This window comes from Bradyrhizobium sp. sBnM-33 (assembly GCF_032917945.1).
GTDB lineage: Bacteria > Pseudomonadota > Alphaproteobacteria > Rhizobiales > Xanthobacteraceae > Bradyrhizobium.
This window is the reverse complement of sequence record NZ_CP136624.1, coordinates 2,068,684-2,085,827: the sequence shown is the minus strand read 5'-3', so window position 1 is coordinate 2,085,827 and position 17,144 is coordinate 2,068,684. Positions and strand designations below refer to the sequence as shown.

The following is a 17,144-nucleotide window of genomic DNA, read 5'->3' as shown; positions in this document are numbered from 1 at the left end:
TAGAGTCCTAAAAAGAGGGCCACTCCGAACGAGTGGCCCAAGTTAGGGAGGAAACGCCCTCAACGGGCCTCTGGGATCAGGCCGCAGCCTGTTCGATCGGTGAGAATGGCAGGCCGAGACTCTCGGCCACGGCCCTATAAGTTAGCCGGCCTCGGTGGACATTGAGGCCTGCGCGCAGATGCGGATTTTCGAGCACGGCGGAAAATCCCTTGTTGGCCAGAGCCAAACCAAATGGCAGCGTGGCGTTATTCAGGGCCTGGCTCGAGGTCAGCGGGACAGCTCCCGGCATATTGGCCACGCAGTAATGAATGACGCCGTCCACCTCGTAAGTTGGATCAGCGTGGGTCGTCGGACGCGATGTCTCAAAGCAGCCGCCCTGATCGATAGCTACATCCACGATCACCGAGCCCTTGCGCATCGAGCTCAACATGCCACGGCTAACAAGTTTCGGCGCACTCGCGCCGGGAACGAGCACCGCGCCAATGACTACGTCCGCCGAAAATACCTCTTCCTCCACGGCGTCTATTGTCGAGAACCTGGTACGAACGCGCCCTTCGAATAGCTCATCCAGCTCGCGAAGCCGGGATATCGAGCGGTCAATGATGGTGACCTCGGCACCCAAGCCCGCCGCCATCCGTGCCGCATGCGTACCGACGACGCCGCCTCCAATCACCACGATACGGGCCGGCTGAACACCGGGCACGCCACCGATCAACAGCCCCCGCCCGCCTGTATACCGCTTCAGAGCGCTACCTGCCGCCTCGATCGCAAGCCTGCCCGCGACCTCGCTCATCGGCGCAAGCAGCGGAAGGCCGCCACGTGCATCAGTCACGGTCTCGTAGGCGATCGCGGTGCAGCCAGACTTTATGAGGCCCTTAGCCTGCTCCGGGTCCGGCGCCAGATGCAGATAAGTGAAGAGGATATGATTCTCTCGCAGCTGGGTCCATTCGGACGGCTGGGGCTCCTTGACCTTTACGATCATCTCGCTCGATGCAAGGATCTCGTGCGCGGAGTCCAGAATCGTTGCGCCGGCCCTGCGATAATTGTCATCTGTAGCGCCGATGCCGGCGCCGGCATCGGTCTCGACTGCCACCTTGTGGCCGGCCGCCACATATTCGCGGACGGCCCCCGGCGTCAGGCCCACGCGATATTCGTGCGTCTTGATTTCCTTGGGAACACCGACCTTCACTTGCAATCTCCGTTCTTGGACGACATCTTCTATTCGAAAGGGCACTGCTATATTGCGAAACAAGCACCCGGATGGCGCGGAAATTCAGCGATTTTTGGCCTCTTGCGCAGGAATCCAAACAAATGGACCCCGACAAGGATCGATATGACAATCCTCGCCGAACTTATCAACGCGCGGATCAGCTAGACCGAATTCTCGAATCGAGCTGGACAATGCAGCACCGCGATCGCGCGCCCGGCAGCGCGCGATGAATCCAGAGTATCGGGCCATACTTGGCTTGGAATTGCCTCAACACCGCCGTGCTGGTTAGGTCACGCTTGACAGTCAACGTGACGAGGCGCTGAATTGCTCGAAGTTGGCGTCGTCAAGTGCAGATCAGTGATCTACAGCTTTTGATGTCGGAAAGTGATCCTCATCGTGCTGGCTCGAGACATCGATGACTTCGAAAGACTCCACTGGACCGCCCCCTCTGCGATGCGACGTTGCGATGTGGCTCCTCCGCCGCGCGTATCTGCGACACTGTCTCAGATCATTCGCCTAAGACCAACTGGCGAACGGCTGAATTTGACGTCCGTCTGAGCAATCGCAAACTTCCAGTTGCGACGAGACGAGACGCAAACTGCGACAAGGATGCAAAATTTCTCTTTGTGACACCTGTGAGCGCCAGTTGCATCGCAACAAGTCAATGCGTTGCCTGATGGCAGCTCCGTCGCCGTGCTGGCCATGAAGCAAGCTCTAACCATCTAAGCACTCGAGAGGCTCCAACACCATTTCCATTACTATTTTGGCTTCCGATAGGCTCAATGATTTGCAGGTAACCGTAACATCGATGAAAGCCATGAATGATGTTTGTTACGCGCTCGGCAATTGCGTAAGCCACCATTGCCGCTGAGGAATATCCCGCGAGCGATATGGCCCCTTCGGCTGAATCTCTTTGATCAAGATGACTTGCGCGGCTATCGCTTCAAAGTTAGTGGACAAACTTCATTGAAAGACGGCCAGGGCAGAGCACAGGCAGCACAGTCTATGTCCATTTCGTTTGTCAAGATGAGGACATAAGAACAATCTCCCAGACTTGTCGGAACAAAGAAGATCGGCGGTTGCGATCCCGTGGAACGAACGGAAAGCAGTTGAGCTGTATTGCGGTGTGGCTCCAAATCAATCTTCATGCAAGTTCCTTCAAAACGGGAGCCTGGAAGAGATCAGCGGTGCTAAGCTTCAACCCACGATGTAGCGCTCGACTAAGAAGCCGCACCGCCAATACGAGTGCCCGCCCTGTGTGTGTGTGTGTGTGGCGCGAACAGTTGGTCGTGCCGCCCGACCCGCGCGAGACCCAGAAGCTCCGCCCGGAGCTGCGCCAGCGTGGTCTCGATCTCGCCTTGCGGCACCTCATGGCCGCCCCGTTGCATACGCCTCATCCTCCGGCGCCGGCAGTGCCTTGCGATCGAGCTTGCCGTTCGGCGTCAGGGGCAGCGCCGCAAGGCGCACAAACGCAGGCGGCACGATGTACTCCGGCAAGCACGCACTTAAGTGCGTGCGCAGCGTGGCGGCAAGTTCAGGTCCCTCAGCTTCGCCGGCGTGCTCGGCAGCCGTAACAACATAGGCGACAAGACGCTTCTCGGCCGCGCCCTCTCCTTGCGCCACCACTACCGCGTCGCGCACCGACGGGTGCTCCGTGAGCCGCGCCACGATCTCACCGGGCTCGATCCCGAAGCCGCGGATCTTCACCTGGTCGTCGTTGCGGGCCCAAAAGTTCCAGATCGCCGTCCGGCAGATAGCGCGCCAGATCGCCGGTCCGGTACATCCGCGCCCCCGCCTCGCCGCTGAACGGATCGGCCACAAACCGCTCCGCCGTCAGCTCGGGCCGGTTCAAATAGCCACGTGCCACCCCCGCGCCGCCAATGTAAAGCTCCCCCACAGCGCCAAACGGAACGGATTCACCATGACTATCAAGCAGGTAAACTCGCGTGTTCGCGATCGGTCGGCCGATGGGAGGCAGTTGGGGCCAACATGCTGGGTCAGCCGCGAGATGGTGCTCCGTAACAACGTGGGTTTCTGTAGGCCCATACTGATTGATCAATCTCGCCCTCGGGTGCAATTCGAAGAACGACCTGAGCATTGGGGTGACCCGCAATTGCTCACCCGCTGTATAGATCTCCCTCAGAGAGGGCAGCAGTACTCCCTTAGCGCCCCAGACCTCCGCAAAATGGTTCAACGCGACGAATGGGAGGAAAAGCCGCTCGATCGCCTCCCCCCACACAAATTCCAGTAAGGCGGAGAAGTCCGCACGGGTCTCTTCCTGCACGAGCACGAGCAGCCCTCCGTCCCTCCAGCAACTGAACAATTCCTGGAACAACACGTCGAAGTTCAGGGTCGTGAACTGAAGTGTGCGTCGTTTGGGCGCGCCAAGCTGTGAGAAGTAGAGCAAATTCACAAGCGAGCCGTGGGACATTTCGACGCCTTTGGGCGTGGCTGATGATTCCGAGGTGTAGATCACATAGGTGAGATGGCGCGAGGTCAGCCCGAGCGCGCGCGCATCCGGATTCGACGCCGGCAGATTTGCCCAGGGCGGTGTCGCAGTCGCGAGATCGACCACCCTCACATCGACGCCCACATCGCCCAGTGCGGCGCGCCCCGCCGCATCGGCCAGCACCAATTGCGGCGCCGCATCCTCAAGAACCTGCCGCAGCCGCGCGGGCGGATGGGCCGGATCGAGCGGCAGATACGCGCCCCCTGCCTTGAGCATCGCCAAAAGCCCCACCACCATCGCCGGGCTGCGCTGAAGGCAGATCGCGACCGGCTGATCCGGCTTCACCCCGAGCGCGATCAGATGATGTGCGAGCCGGTTCGCCTGCGCATTGAGCTCGCCATAGCTTAAGTGCTCGTCCGCATAGGTCACCGCCATCGCATCCGGCGCCTGGCGCACCTGCGCCTCAAACAGCTCATGGATGCACCGCTCCGACGGATAGGGCGCCGCGGTCCGGTTCAGCTCCTCCAAGAGGTATGCGCGCTCCTCGGATGACAGCAGCTCAACCCGTGCGACCGGCTGCTGCGCATCGGCTATCACAGCACACAACAAGTTTTGCAAATGCTGCGTCATACGGTCGATCTGCTTGGGCGCCAAGCGACTGGCATCAAAGTGCCACCGAAAGCTCCCATTGAGAGCGCAAACTTCAAACGTCAACAAATCACCGGATAGGGCTGTCTCAGCACTCGGGCTCGAATCTTGATCACCAGCGGCAGAACAGCTATTTGCGGTGAGCGTCACGCCAATCGGCCAGGGTCGGCGCGATTGTAGCGCCTCCTTGCCCCGCAACGTCGGAGAGCGCGCGATAAGATCCCGCGGAAAACTATCGTGCTCTCTCAGATCCGCGCATTCGGCCGCGACCGCCCTGCATACGCCTGCAAAATCACGACCGAGATCGATGGTCATTTGCATCGGCACGACAGAGGCGACAAGCACCTCTACCGCCCTCATCCCGGCTCGCGATCCATTCGGTGCGGGAGTCCACCCTAGTTGAAGCTCTGATTCTCCCGTGATGCGAGCGAGATAGATCAGCCAAGCACTCAGCAAGTACTCAGTACGATCAAATGGCGACAACTCGGCCAAGGCACTTGGAATGAGCCAGGAACTCGACTGCCATCTGGGCGGAGCCGCAGTTTCCGAAGACGACAGAAACGGACTCTGCAATTCCTTAAACTGCTCAAGCCGCTGCCGCCAAAAGTTCTCCCGAGGCGCCAACATTCCATGGGCAACAGTTATGCTCTACGCCTCCTCATCGCTCAAAATCGGGAGGCGATCGCCTACATTCAGAGCGGACTGCCTCGCGAGTGTCCGTGCATTCAGAGTCAGACCGTCTGAGCTGCCAAACCAAACATCAACATCCTCTGTCCCTGTCGCCACACGCCAGTTGCTGCGGTGGATTTCAACCAGGGACCCTGCCGGAAGGCCGCAGCGTCCAGCAGATACCTTCAAGCGCCTGACTGCGACAACATCATCCCCTAGGTGCACCTTCGGCAGACACAACGGATTGGAATGATACCGTCCATAGTTTAAGGCGCGTGTGATCCTTGAGAGATCTTGCGCGGAGCGATTCCATCGCAGATAGCCCGCAGCATCTGGGCGTCGACGCCTCGGAGAAACGCTTCCGTCCACTGGCGCTTGCGAACCAGCATGGAGCTCTCCATTCGTTAAGCCAGCTAGAAGCTCGCGGAAGCCTTCGACAGCGGCTTCATGACATTTGAGGTTCAGGGTCAACGCCGTATCGGTTGGCGCAATAGAAAGTTGGCGCTCAACCACCAACTCACCCCTATTAACACCATCATTGATACGATACCACCCGATGGCATAGTCGGTCTCTTGTGCCAGCCGCGCCCAAGACATCGAATGAGCTCCCGCATATCGTGGCAACGGGCCGTCTTGGTGATTGAAAGCGCCTTGACGGACTCGGGCAAACACATCCGGTGGCAGTATGAATGGATTTCCTACGGAAAATATCCAGTCTACCGGGTCGGCATTCATCAACACGGAGAGCTCTTCAACACTGTCTACACACAAGATATTGGCGCGAGAAGCCCAGTCCCGGAATATGGCGTCGGCACACAGCGCCGCGCAGACGACATGACCCATCCTACTTACTAGCTGAGCACACCTGATAGCTAGCGTACCGCTGCCAACAAGGATGCTGGAGCGAATTGATGCGACTGCAGGTGGTTGCCCATCCCAATCGCCCGGTTTGCAAGCGTCTGCGAGCACCGAAGCAGACCAATGTGCCATATTCAGCTACTCCATGCTGTAGGTTGGGGAGTTCTCGCCGTATGCGCCACACCACATCGCGACTTAACCCGGTCACACTGATTTGCATTCGCTCGGGAGTAACCGGGTTGAATGCTACTCAAAGCCAGCCAGTGTTGAGAGGTATCCAGCGCGATCAACGACAGCGGAACCCGTGATGGAAGCGGCAAAGCTTCACTTGATGAAGCCGCACTCAACAGTGCAGCCTCCATGGCGTGGATTTGGATCAGTCGAGCAAGCTTCATTTTTATCCGTAGGCGGGCAGCTGCGGGACCGGCATGGTCGCAACAGATCCTTCACCCTCTCCCAGCAATCAGCGTGCCACCCAAAACGTTGAGCAGGCCCTGCTTGAAAAGGAACAAATCCATGCACTTCGCTCCGAAGCGGAGAATACTTAAGCGTTAGTGTCGAGTCGCGGACATAACGTCCTCAACTGGACATGGCTGAACACGACAATACAGGCCGTCAAATGACGAAGGTGACCTCTTGAGGCAAACTTGCACGTCTGCTTAGGGATGATGACCAAAGGACGACGAGGTCCCCTGGCTTTAACTTGACGACAATCTTGTCTTGCAAAATTTCTCGTAGTCAGCGCCTGAACACCAGATCCGCCACTCAAAGTCCTTATCCAATTGGCGCAATTCAAGGTCGCCAGACGGGATCTTGACCAATTCGCTGTTCCGAAACAGTCGCACAAAAATCGAAAACAGCTTTGGTCATCACTGACAATACTATCCCACAGGACATTCACATCGGGCTTGACGATGAGCGAATAGTTTCTTTTCGCTTTGGTCATAACACTCGCCAGCAAAAGGCCGAAAACTCATCGTCCTTTCGACATTCGCCCTATTCCGCTTTAGAGAGACGCTCTCCCTCAAGACAATCCTACACCTTCGCGGTGAATACCGATGCGATGCCGGAGTGTTGACCTGCGCGATGCCGATCAGCTGCAGCCAAGCTAAATAGCGCTAAGGCTGCGGGGATGCGGCCAGCCATGCTTTAGTCTGGCCTGCCGCCGAGATCTGACCGCACTCGATGGCCTGCAGCTCGAACAGCCCGCGATAGATGCCGCCGGGACGCGCCGTCAGCGCCGCGTGCGTGCCCTGCTCGACGATCTCGCCGCGGTCGAACACCAGGATGCGGTCGAGGCTGCGCACCGTCGACAGCCGGTGCGCGATCACGATCGAGGTGCGCCCTTTCATCAGCCGCTCCATCGCCTGCTGGATCAGGCCCTCTGACTCGGAATCAAGGCTCGAGGTTGCCTCGTCCAGGATCAGCACCGGCGCGTCCGCCAGGAACGCGCGCGCCAGCGCGACGCGCTGCCGCTCGCCGCCCGACAGCTTGACGCCGCGCTCGCCGACCAGCGTGCCGTAGCCTTTCGGCAGTCGCAGGATGAAGTCATGCGCGTTGGCGAGCCGCGCCGCCTGCTCGATCGCCGCCATGCTGGCGCCGGGCCGGCCATAGGCGATGTTCTCCGCCAGCGAGCGGTGAAACAGGATCGGCTCCTGTTGCACGATCGCGATTTGGCTCCGCAGCGATTGCTGCGTCGCTCTCGCGATATCCTGGCCGTCGATAAGGATACGGCCGCCGGAGACGTCGTAGAGCCGTTGCACCAGCTTGACGAACGTGGTCTTCCCGGAGCCGGAACGGCCGACCAGACCGATGCGCTCGCCGGCGCGAATGTCGATCGACAATCCGTCGTAGAGCGGCGCGTGATGCCCGACATAAAGGAAAGTCACGTCGTTGAACGTGATCCTACCGCCCTGAATGTCGATCGGCTTGGCGTCGGGCGCATCGACAATGCCGATCGGCTCGCCATGGATGGTGACAAGCTCTTCCATGTCGTTCACTGAATGCTGCAGATTGTTGATGTGCATGCCGACGTCGCGTAAATAGCCGTGGATGATATAGTAGCTCGTCAGCACATAGGTGACGTCGCCCGGCGAGGCGCGCCCGTCAATCCACAGCAGAATGGCGCCGCCGATCACGGAAGCGCGAAAGCACAACAACATCATGAGCTGCACTGTGCCGGTGGCGTTGTAGCGCCGCCAGGTGCGCAGTAGCCGCGCCCGCCAGCGGCTGATGACACCGTTAAGCCGAGCATCCTCGCGCGCCTCCGCACCGAAGGATTTCACCACAGCATTGCAGGTGAGCGAGTCCGCCAGCGTGCCGCCGACCTTGGTGTCCCAGGTGTTGGAGACGCGCGCCGCCGACGCGATGTAGCCGATCGTGAATGCCATCGTGATCGCGACATAGATCACCGCGCCGAGGCCGATCACACCGCCGAGGACCGGCCAACGCAGACCGAGCAGGATCATCGAGCCCACGAGCACCGCTAGCGACGGCAACAATGCCATCAGGATCGTGTTGTTGAGCAGGTCGAGCGCCCACATGCCGCGTGTGATCTTGCGCACGGTTGAGCCGGCGAAAGAGTTGGCGTGCCAGTCAGTCGAGAACCGCTGCACCCGCATGAAGGCCTCGCGCGCCACATCCGACATCGTCGTCAGCGTGAACGGCACGATCGCCAGCGAGCCTGTTAACCGGAATATGATCGAGATCAGGCCAAGCGCGAGGATGCCGCCGAAGTCGACGAACGCCGCCTGCCGTGCTGCCTGGTCGGACGGACCTGATGTCAGCGCCTCGACCAAGTGACCGGAATAGACCGGCATGAACAGGTCGGCCACCGTTGCCCCTAAGAAGCCGACGAGGACGACCGCGACGCGGACGGGCTGCTTTAGCCAGTGACGGAACACGAACGGGATCACCACGCCGATTGCGATGGGTGGTTTGTCATCTTTAACGATCATGGCGCCAGCAGTTTCTGCCACACGCGGCGTAAGACCCTTTTGATCCAGACGCGATGTGCCGAATGCTTGGCGCTGCCGTCCGAGGTGACGCAATAATGCCCGGAGTTTGGGGCTGCGATCGAAATCTTCTGCCCATTTCATCCCCTCTTTGCGTAAGCGTAGCTGAAGCGGTTCAAGCTTTGAGGGTTCCACGGCATGAGAGCATCGATCTGAGAAATCGGTCAGCCTTGCGCGATCCGTTCGATAGTTTGTGTGAGCCAGGCATGCGGATCGACATCATTCATCTTCGCCCGTCTGCAGAAGCATGGAGATGGCCGCCTAGGTCCGGGCGCCGCCATGGCCGTGCGCAAAGGGTGCATTTTTATGACGAAGGAGTCGTTCAGCATTTCGTGTAGACCTTAAGACCGTAAGAGTGTTTGCATCATGGGATGACGGCGCGACTTCACCTGGAAGATCACGTCCGCCTCGATCCGGCCGGAGGTCATCGCAATTTGAACCTTCACCTGCCGCAAACGATCCAGCGCTGTACTCGATGGTCTTTAGTTGCCACTGGCCCGCCGGAGAAATGGACGAATTCACCCGTGAGCAATTCCGACTATTACCCTTTTTCATGTTTTCTCTTCCGGCGCCTGCGCTTTGACTCTTTCGGAAACCCATCTTGCGGAGTCGCACAAAGAGCCCCGTAGCAAGCCTTCTCACCCTTGTAGTTGGCCAGCGCTTGGACCAACAGCGACATAACGTGCTGTTTCAGTTCGTCGGGGATAGGCTCAGAACCGTCCAGCGACTTCAGCGCCACCTCGACCAACTCGATCGCGCGATCCTTGTTGCCGCTCTCATAATAATACTGAGCGACCGCCCCATAGGACAGGAACTTGGAGCCGTCGCCGCGTTGCGGAGGATTCAGTGCCAGGATGTGTTCGGACAACTCCTTACCCATCGCAAAGCGCTCGGCAGGCGGGAAGTGGGAGTTGTCATTCGCCGGATCGAAGAGTTGGCGCATCGCCCCGGCCATCCACAGCTCGGATTTTTTGTCTATCGCGTCGCGAACCAATTGGCTCATGACCGGCAAGCCGGTCTGCAAGTCGTGCACTTTGTGAAGCAACAGATCCGCATGGAGCACGCGGAAGTTGACGTCGTCCGGCATCACAGCGACGGCCTCTTCGAGCGCCGAAAGCGCCTTCGTCCAATCCTTCGCCTTCATCGCCGGCGTAAGTTTGGCGAAGATCGGCTCAGTCAACGCTCGCTTGCGCGTCGTTTCGTGCATCGTGCGTTCGCCTTCGGCGATCCGCTCTGTATCGGCGGCTCTAGCTTCATCGCTGGTGCGCCAGCCGCCGTTAAGAATTTTCGGCAGAACGTCATCGAGTTGCGTTGGAAAACCGATAAAGGCGATATGGCCGTCACGGTCGACGACGAACGAGGTGGGAATCGCGACAGAAAAGCTGGAATCCATCCAAAGCTTGTTCATTTTCCCTGTGTGGTCGAATCCGATCCGGTAGTTGAGATTCGAGAACTTTTCGGTCAACCATGCGTCCAAGTTGGTTCGGGCCTCGTCCGCCGTTCGAGCTCGTTCATAAGCTGCGACTCCGAGGACCTCAACTCCGCTGTCTTTGTATTTATCTTGCAGCTGCACCAGATGGGGCATCGCCGCCACACAGGATCCGCACCAAGTTGCCCAAAATTCGACGATGTACACTTTTCCCGGCTGGAAGCTCGTGAGGGGCTGGCCACGCAGCCAGTTCTTCACCTTGATCGGAGGAGCTGGGGACTCCATGCGCAGCATCATGTTGTTCTCCATAACTATTGCCAAACGTTGCGCGACTTTTTGCGCCAGCTTATCTCTCAGAACGGGGCACACGGGTTCAAGGGAAGGAGCATCGCTCGTTTTTCGCTCTGGACGCACTCAGCCCTTTCTCAGTGTTGCTGGATCTCAACAGCAACAGCCGTGCCATCTTCGTCAGCGCGCATTAAGCGTCTGACTACGCTTTGAAAAATACTCCACGCGCCCAGCCGACCGGTGTTCTGAACCTGACGGGCTTTGTGCCGCTGTCAGGTGTTGGACACGAATTGCGCGCTTCGCGCGGCCAGAAAAGCTGGTTTGTGAGTCACCGAACGGAACTTGCTAACCCCTCTCCCTGCCAGACAGGATTAGAGGCGAGCGATGCTGTAGATCGGAGTCGAAACAGCCGAAGCCGTGGACCGGCGACGCGTGTTCGTGTCTAATGACGACGGAATCATTCGCCGGGCACTGCAGCGGTGCTGCTTATCGGTGCGCCTTAAAACTGCCAGTGCTCGCCATCGCGCCAAGCGGTTCCTGCACCACAAACTGGCACTCCGATCAGTTTTGCTGTCCAGTCGCGGTCACGGGGTGCCTGACACCCCTAATCCCGTTCTAAAATCGTTGCCTCCGTATCGAAAAATATATCGCCGCTCGCCTCGATGCGAGCTAAGACTTATGAGGGCGTTCATCTCACAAGTTTCTGACCAGGAGGCCCGGCTGGCCCCACCCCGCTGGCCCCATGAACACTGTCGTCCTAGCGCAAGCCCTGCGGATCGCCATACCGCCGATCGTCGGCTTCATAGTGCAGATCGTCGAGAACATGTCGATTGCTCCGCCTATCGTTCGAGAATAAACGTCTTGATTGATCTTGCGCTGGATTGTCCGCAGCCAGGCCAGTTTCCTCTCTGTCAATCAAAGTCAGACAACGGCATGCGTCAGCGGCTTCTCGCCGACTGCACTTCGCGGCGTGCGCCGAGGTAGAGCGCCTTGATTTCGTCTTGGTTGCGCAATTCGGTCGAAGCGCTGGATAGCACGCTCACAAGAACGGACCGCATGGTCGGAGCGTAGCGCGACCGTTCGACTAGCCGGCCTCGCCTATGCGCTAATCTAGGATGGAAGCGGACAAGGGCGCCTGTGATCAGCGAGGGGCCCTGCCTGCCTGCCTACGGGCTGCCCTGCTACCCTGCCCCTGCTATCCCATGGCGCAGTGCACAAGGGTAGCCCTGCCCCATTGGCACAGGACAATGTGAGACAGATTATATTCCTATGTATCATTGGGTATCAGGGCTTCAGGGGCATAGGGCGCCAAACATGTCTTGGCTTGTGTCATCGGGTATCAGGTTGGCTACGGGTCCTCTTCAGGGCGTCTCATTCCGCGGGGGGCGCAGAGCCGGGGCAATCGCGAGTTTGAAAATCTTCCTATAGAACATCGGAGAAAACGTAACCAAATCGGCGCTGTCTAAGAATGTCCCGAAAAACCGAGAAGTGAAAATTCGACAACAATGTCTCATGTTGTCCTGGTACAGGAGCGTACGGTAAGAATGTGAAATCCCAATTTTCCCGTACCGGCTGTAAACCTCTGATTTATTATTGTTTTTTATACCCGGTACAGTAAGTACAGGAAGTATAGGTACATTTCTCGTGTATGCGCGCGGACTGGAGGTCGGCAGTCCGACCACCTCATGGTCTCTGTCCCACGTTGGAGAATTTTGGTTGGTCTTGCCCGTTCTTCCTGTACCAACCTTTCTTCAATAGGTCGATCAAAGCGTTAGCCGCGTACAGGAAGCCGGATTCATCCTGTACCGGTACAGGAGGCTTCCCGTCCACGCTTCGAAATCGACGCCGAAAGCTGGGAATTCGGGCGCCGCAGCTGATTTATAATTTCAGCAGCGTGATTGTAGTAACAATGCTGAGCACATATTTCGTTCGAACATTGAATTGGAGTGACAGGTATGAGTCAGGCCAAACGGGAATTGGACGCATGGAACAACCTGCGATTGCGGATCGAAAATTTAGCGTGCGAGGTTGAAGCGATCGAATATGACGGCGATCGGGATGCTTACGTGTCGAAAGAGGACACCGACGCGGAGAGGCACGCATATGCCCGCCTGACGAGGATGCACCGACTAGGCTTGATCGATTTCCCCTTGGACGAGGTAAAGGACCTGTTGGAGGACGTTCTCGATGGCGCGCGCATGGAAAATTATGGCGTTTAGCCGAGCAGATCGTCGTCTTGGGGGAAATCGCCGGCCCAATTTTGATCGTGCTGCCAATCAATTTTTCGAATTCGGCGCGGCATTCAGCCAGGCGAGGAATAACATAATACCACTGCCGCTTATCGCCGACCTTGGGGTGAATGCGGGTGATCGCTGGAAAGATTTGGTACGCACGCCGAACCGTGAAGCGTTCAGCGGATCGCCGGCAAACCGGCGTCGCCTTAACCAGTCCTCGTAATTGAGACGGAAATCGTCGACCGCGACCTTGATCGAGGCGTCTTCCCAGGAGACCTCGACGTCCTCGAACATCGAATCCCCGGGCGCGCGGCCGGAGGACAGGATCTCGAAAAGCCATTGCTCGATGCCGCGGAGCGAGTCGATTTTCTGATCGCGCAGGCCGGTGGTCATCGGCGGGTTGCGCACGTGGAAGCCGGTCAAATCGAGGTCGAGCAGGTGGTGCAGCAGCGCGGCGCGACCGCCGTGGTGCATTTCCTCGCGCAGCTTGGCGAAGTAGACGGTGTCGCGCGCCCTGGTATCGGCGACGTTGAGCACGCAGAAGCGCCGCTCGTCGAATGTCGCCGGGACGATCCAGTCTTCGTTCGAACTGATTATGATGCGCAGCACCGACGCGACTTGAAATGCGTTGATGACTTTGCTCTCGATCATCACCTGTTCGGACGTGATCAGGTGCTTCAGTTGCCCTTCGGCCTTTTTGTCGCCGGCCCAGAAGCCTTCTTCGACATGCAGCAGCAGGGTCTTTTCCTGATGCGCGTTGAAGCGGCCGACCAGATGTTCGGGGTTCGAAATTTTGGTGTGATGATGGGGGAAAAGACCGCCGACGTAGTCGCCGATCGTGTCTTTGCCCGCGCCCTTGCGACCCTTCAGCACCAGCGCGGTACCGGGCTTTTCCCAGGGGCGCTGAACCATGTGGGCGAACCAGCGGATCACCCATTGATAGGCGTTGTCGTCGCCGGCACAGATGTTATCGCGCAAGTGGTCGAGGAAGCGCGCGCAGGATGACGATGGATCGGGTTCGACGGCGAAGCCTTGCCAATGATTGTGGGCGCCGTCGGGCCCGCCCTGTGGCGCGAAGACGATGCCGTTCGGATAGCTGCGCCGAGCCTTGTGGCGCATCCACGCCTTGGTTACCGGCTCGGTGGACTTCTCCGTCGCGACGCGATCGTTTTCGTAATAGTTGTAGACGTCATGCACCGATCCATAGGAGGTCGTGCCGTCTTTTTCGAAGGTGAGGATCACCGTTTTGCCTTTGACGAAGGCCACGGCGTGGTTCTTATTCAGCTTCGCGATCCGCTTCGGAACATGACCGAGCTCGTGATGCACTTCGGCCTGTTTCAGCTTGCGAACGCGCTCTGGCTGCTCGGTGGCCGTGTCATCGCCCTCGCCTAGCAGATCGTCGACGTCATCATCCATATGGCCGGGCTTAACCCGGGCATCGTCCCCGTCAATTTCATCTTCATCGCCGAGATCGTCGACGGCGTTCATCAATCGACCTTCGCGGCCGACAACAGCGTTGCCATGCGAACGGGCTTGTTCGATTGACGGAATGAGTGCCAAACTCGCCGTTGATCTTCCGGATCGTATTTGTCGGAGGCGGCCGAGAACTCGGCCCAGGCCTTGAAGCCCTTTTTGCTGCCGTTGAACTCGTGAAGCAGCGCCATGCCGACCTGCAACCAGCCGTCGCGGTCCTCGCGCCAGGTGTCGGTCGGCAAATCGGCGAGAATATCCTTTGCCTCGGCGACCGAGAGGCCGAGCGCGTTGGTCCGGACGTCGGTTTCGTCCCTACTCGGTGGCTCCCAGCCGGCGACCCGGGCCGCGGGAATGACGGGACCGACGCCGAGCTCGACGAGATCCACAGGCCATTCCCGCTCCCATTTGTAGCGCTTGCCGGTGTCGGATGGATCGAGGGCGGCACGACGACCTGCTTGCCGGTGCCGAAGCGCTCGATCTCCCAGGCCCAATGCGCCTTCTTGTCTTTTCCGATAATTTTTTGGCGCAGCTTTTTCGACGGGAATGGTCGATCGGTCAGGAAATACAGATGGCGGCTCTCGCCCATCGAGCCCGAGATGACCGATGGCAGCGAACGCGCTTCCGGAATCAATTCGAGCAACGCGCCCCAGGCCTCATCGGCTTTGTCGGGGTCGCGGATGTCGAGATCGATGCAGTGAAGGTATAAATCGTTGAAAAGCGACGGCTCGCCAAGGCGAACGCCGAGATTATAGCCATCCCGGTGTGTCTTCGTGAGGGTGGCGAGTGAAGCGACGCGTTCTGTCGACCAGCTATCGTTGAAGACCTTCTCGGCTAGTCGATCCTTCGGGGTGTCGGGAAACCGGCACCCCTCTTTCTCTCTGACCACATCGGCCAATGAAACGGTCCCGACAACAAACCGAGCGAGCAGTATCGGTCGAAGTATTGCGGCGGCTATTCCGCTGTGATGCGAAGCGCGGCCTGCTGTTCTGGCGCAGGCGCGCTGTCGACCATTATCGAATTGTAACTTGGAACAAGCGATTCGCAGGTAAGCAGGCCGGAAACGATAACGGTCTCGGTCATTTGCAGATCGCCTTCGCGATCGACGGAGTAAAATACTATTCGACCGTTCACCGCGTGATTTGGGCGCTTTCGCATGGCCACTGGCCGACCGACGACCTCGATCATCGCCACGCAGAGCGCTCCCACAACGCCATTGTCGAGTTGCGCGACTGCACACCTTCCGACAACCAGCGCAATCATCGTCTCCATAAGAACAACACGAGCGGATTTAAAGGGGTTTCGTGGGTTCCGAAGCTACAGAAATATCGTTCAAATTCAGGTCAATAAGGCCGCCGTCAAGCTCGGATATTTCGTCGACAAGATTGAAGGGGCAAAAAGCCTACGACGTCGCCGCGATCAAGCATTTCGGCGAATTCGCAAAAACCAACCGACAGTTGGGTTTGCTTCCATGAAGGCGTCGCTTGCAGATGCCGCGCTGTTCGACACGGAAGTGTACATTACCTACTTCCTGGCGGCGTTCAAATCGGTCAAGACCGGTAAAGTGCTTCGGTTGGAGAAGTCCGACCGGTGCGTCCTCGATCGCAAGAAGCTGCGCCAGGTGCTCGACGAATATTGCACCGTCGGCTTCAACTCCATCCCGTTCGATATTCCGATAGTGTCGGCAGCCCTCGCCGGCTTCAGCAACAAAGCGCTGAAGCAAATCGCCAATGAGATCATTCAGGAGGACGCCAAAGCCCTGGGAAATCTCGCGCGCCTACGATTTTCAATTGATCGAGTGCGATCACGTCGACCTGATCGAGATCGCGCCAGGGCAGAACAGCCTCAAGATTTACAACGGCAAAATACACGGCAGGCGCATGCAAGATCTGCCCGTGTACGAAGATGCCGTGCTGACGCACGACGAGATGGACGTCGTATCGGATTACTGCGTCAACGACCTTGCCGCCACCGGCCGCTGATGCAGACGCTCAAGGAGCAACTGACGCTTCGCGAGCAGATGACCAAGCAGTACGGAGTGGATCTACGCTCCAAATCGGATGCGCAAGTTGCCGAGGCCGTGATCAAGAAAGAGTTGAAGCGGCTAACCGGTGAAGAACCGAAGAAGCCAAAGATCACGCCAGGCAAGCACTACAAGTACAGGGTTCCCGACTTCATTCACTATCGATCGACCGAGCTCAACGCAGTTCTCGGCAACGTTCGCGCCGCCGACTTCGCGATCTCGACGAGCGGCAAGGTCATTATGCCGGACGTTCTGAAGAAGGCTAAAATTAAGATTGGCAGTTCGATCTACCGCGTGGGCATCGGCGGTTTGCACTCATCGGAGAAGACGATCGCGCATCGAGCCGACGCGCACACCAGGATCGTCGACCGCGACGTACGCGGCTATTACCCGCAAATCATCCTCAACCTCGGCCTGTATCCGCAGCATCTCGGGCCGATCTTTTTACGGGTCTTCCGATCGTCTGTTGAGCGGCGCAACAAGGCGAAGGATCGCGTCGACGAACTCAAGAAGCTGATCAAGCGGGCGAACGACGAAGCCACACTGCTGAAGCAGGAATTGAAGACCAACGACAACGTCTCGGGAAGTCTGAAGATCGTCAACAACGGCGCGTTCGGCAAGCTCGGCTCCAAGTGGTCGGTTCTGTTTGCGCCAGACTTGATGATCCAAGTGACGATCGGCGGCCAATTGTCGTTGCTCATGCTGATCGAGATGGTCGAGCGAGCCGGCTTCCGCGTGGTCAGCGCCAACACCGACGGCATCGTGATCATCTGCCCTACGGACGAATAAGACGCCCTGGCGGCGGTGACCGCGAAGTAGGAGCGGCTGACCGGCTTTGAGACTGAGGAAACA

10 protein-coding genes and 2 pseudogenes are annotated in these 17,144 nt (G+C 58.3%); 2 read left to right on the top strand and 10 right to left on the bottom strand.

All coding sequences use genetic code 11. From position 1 onward, the window contains the following. Positions 1 to 76: 76 nt before the first annotated feature. From ald to RX328_RS09645, 7 genes and pseudogenes are all read right to left on the bottom strand, one after another. Positions 77 to 1,189: an alanine dehydrogenase gene (ald, locus tag RX328_RS09670; protein WP_213256385.1), complete on the bottom strand. Its 1,113-nt coding sequence runs from the start codon at positions 1,187 to 1,189 to the stop codon at positions 77 to 79. 1,389 nt (positions 1,190 to 2,578) lie between these two features. Continuing rightward, positions 2,579 to 2,917, bottom strand: a complete 339-nt coding sequence (locus RX328_RS09665) for an AMP-binding enzyme (RefSeq protein ID WP_213256387.1) — start codon at positions 2,915 to 2,917, stop codon at positions 2,579 to 2,581. Further along, positions 2,883 to 4,934: an amino acid adenylation domain-containing protein gene (locus RX328_RS09660; protein WP_312018139.1), complete on the bottom strand. Its 2,052-nt coding sequence runs from the start codon at positions 4,932 to 4,934 to the stop codon at positions 2,883 to 2,885. The genes RX328_RS09665 and RX328_RS09660 overlap by 35 nt, the downstream gene beginning before the upstream one ends. 21 nt (positions 4,935 to 4,955) lie before the next feature. Then, positions 4,956 to 5,711, bottom strand: a complete 756-nt coding sequence (locus tag RX328_RS43380; protein WP_410734056.1) for a formyltransferase family protein — start codon at positions 5,709 to 5,711, stop codon at positions 4,956 to 4,958. A gap of 1,241 nt (positions 5,712 to 6,952) precedes the next feature. Further along, positions 6,953 to 8,791: an ABC transporter ATP-binding protein gene (locus RX328_RS09655; RefSeq protein ID WP_213256393.1), complete on the bottom strand. Its 1,839-nt coding sequence runs from the start codon at positions 8,789 to 8,791 to the stop codon at positions 6,953 to 6,955. A gap of 221 nt (positions 8,792 to 9,012) precedes the next feature. Beyond that, positions 9,013 to 9,163: pseudogene (locus RX328_RS09650) on the bottom strand (transposase domain-containing protein); the annotation flags it as partial. A gap of 226 nt (positions 9,164 to 9,389) precedes the next feature. Next, entirely contained in the window at positions 9,390 to 10,574 is a 1,185-nt protein-coding gene (locus RX328_RS09645; RefSeq protein ID WP_213256395.1) for a TlpA disulfide reductase family protein, read from the bottom strand. Positions 10,575 to 12,520: 1,946 nt separating this feature from the next. Between RX328_RS09645 and RX328_RS09640 the strand changes: the two genes are divergently transcribed. Next, on the top strand, positions 12,521 to 12,784 hold the full coding sequence (locus tag RX328_RS09640) for a hypothetical protein (protein ID WP_213256397.1): 264 nt from the start codon (positions 12,521 to 12,523) through the stop codon (positions 12,782 to 12,784). 57 nt (positions 12,785 to 12,841) lie between these two features. Here RX328_RS09640 and RX328_RS09635 read toward each other — a convergent pair whose 3' ends face one another. The 3 genes and pseudogenes from RX328_RS09635 to RX328_RS43375 form a co-directional block, all read right to left on the bottom strand. Next, complete coding sequence (locus RX328_RS09635; RefSeq protein ID WP_213256398.1) at positions 12,842 to 14,287, bottom strand: primase-helicase family protein; 1,446 nt, start codon at positions 14,285 to 14,287, stop codon at positions 12,842 to 12,844. Beyond that, positions 14,287 to 14,658, bottom strand: a complete 372-nt coding sequence (locus RX328_RS09630) for a PriCT-2 domain-containing protein (RefSeq protein WP_213256400.1) — start codon at positions 14,656 to 14,658, stop codon at positions 14,287 to 14,289. The genes RX328_RS09635 and RX328_RS09630 overlap by 1 nt, the downstream gene beginning before the upstream one ends. Before the next feature lie 95 nt (positions 14,659 to 14,753). Then, positions 14,754 to 15,158 (bottom strand): annotated as a pseudogene (locus RX328_RS43375) (bifunctional DNA primase/polymerase); the annotation flags it as partial. A gap of 267 nt (positions 15,159 to 15,425) precedes the next feature. Here RX328_RS43375 and RX328_RS09625 point away from each other — a divergent pair. Continuing rightward, entirely contained in the window at positions 15,426 to 17,081 is a 1,656-nt protein-coding gene (locus tag RX328_RS09625; RefSeq protein WP_213256411.1) for a hypothetical protein, read from the top strand. Positions 17,082 to 17,144 lie beyond the last annotated feature (63 nt).